General features: G+C 48.6%; 2 protein-coding genes and 1 pseudogene. All 3 read left to right on the top strand.

What is annotated here, in order from left to right:
- Positions 1-398, top strand: a 398-nt coding sequence (locus RKA07_RS03110; protein WP_494337471.1) for a pyocin-S2/colicin E7-DNase domain-containing protein, incomplete at its 5' end; no start/stop codon positions are given.
- Positions 395-652, top strand: a complete 258-nt coding sequence (locus RKA07_RS03105; RefSeq protein ID WP_310965551.1) for a bacteriocin immunity protein — start codon at positions 395-397, stop codon at positions 650-652. The genes RKA07_RS03110 and RKA07_RS03105, both read left to right, overlap by 4 nt.
- Positions 613-953: pseudogene (locus RKA07_RS17945) on the top strand (S-type pyocin domain-containing protein); the annotation flags it as partial. The gene RKA07_RS03105 and the pseudogene RKA07_RS17945, both read left to right, overlap by 40 nt.

The following is a 953-nucleotide window of genomic DNA, read 5'->3' as shown; positions in this document are numbered from 1 at the left end:
CTCGGGATGAACGAGGAGTCGTAACTGGAAATGGTGAAGATATTACCGGAATTTGGCTAGAGAGCGCTTCAAGAGATCTTGGAGCACCAATACCTGCACAGATCGCAGACCGGCTTAGGGGGCGTGAGTTTGCGAGTTTTGATCGGTTCCGCGAGGCCTTCTGGCTTGAGGTAGCCAAGGACACAGAACTTATTGGCCAGTTCAGTTCTCGAAATCAGAAAACCATCAAGGCCGGCAGGGCTCCTTTTACTAGGCATAATGATCATGCTGGCAAAAGAAATCGATTCGAAATTCATCATGTAGAAGAAATAAGAAATGGGGGGGCCGTATACGACGTTGAAAACATGAGAGTTCTAACCCCCTTAAGGCATATTCAGGTGCACCGGAGGACATTATGAAACTGCAAAAAAAACGATTGAGGGACTATACCGAAGAAGAGTTCATTGCTGCTCTAAACTGGTTTTGGAATGACGATACCACTGAAGATGAAGAAAGTGAGTTTGTTGAACGATTCAATGAGCTGGTTGAGCATCCTGAAAAAAGCGATCTGATATTCTATCCGGCGACTAACCGCGAAGATTCGCCTGAGGGCATCGTGAATGAGATCAAGAGGTGGTATCGCGAACAAGGAATGATCTGCTTTCGCGCGTAGGAATCTTCCTGAATCGTTTTGCAACTCGAAAACAGTCATACCAGCACACCTTGGACGACGACTTCACCCTGGTCTGGTATCCGGATGAAAGTGGCCATCGCCTGTTAACAAGCACTGAATATCCGGCCGATTCCGGTATTGATCCCTATAGCATTCTGGTAACGCCGATCCAGGAGGATGGACAGGAACACTCGCCTTCGGGATACCCAGCGGCCCTTTGAGGATCAGGTTGAACTGATCGTGAGCTTTCCGGCGGACAGCGGGATTGAGCCGTTGTATCTGGTATTCCGGAAGACAGCTC

This window comes from Marinobacter xiaoshiensis (assembly GCF_031631795.1).
GTDB classification, from domain to species: Bacteria; Pseudomonadota; Gammaproteobacteria; order Pseudomonadales; family Oleiphilaceae; genus Marinobacter; species Marinobacter xiaoshiensis.
This window is presented reverse-complemented; position numbering and strand designations above follow the sequence as displayed.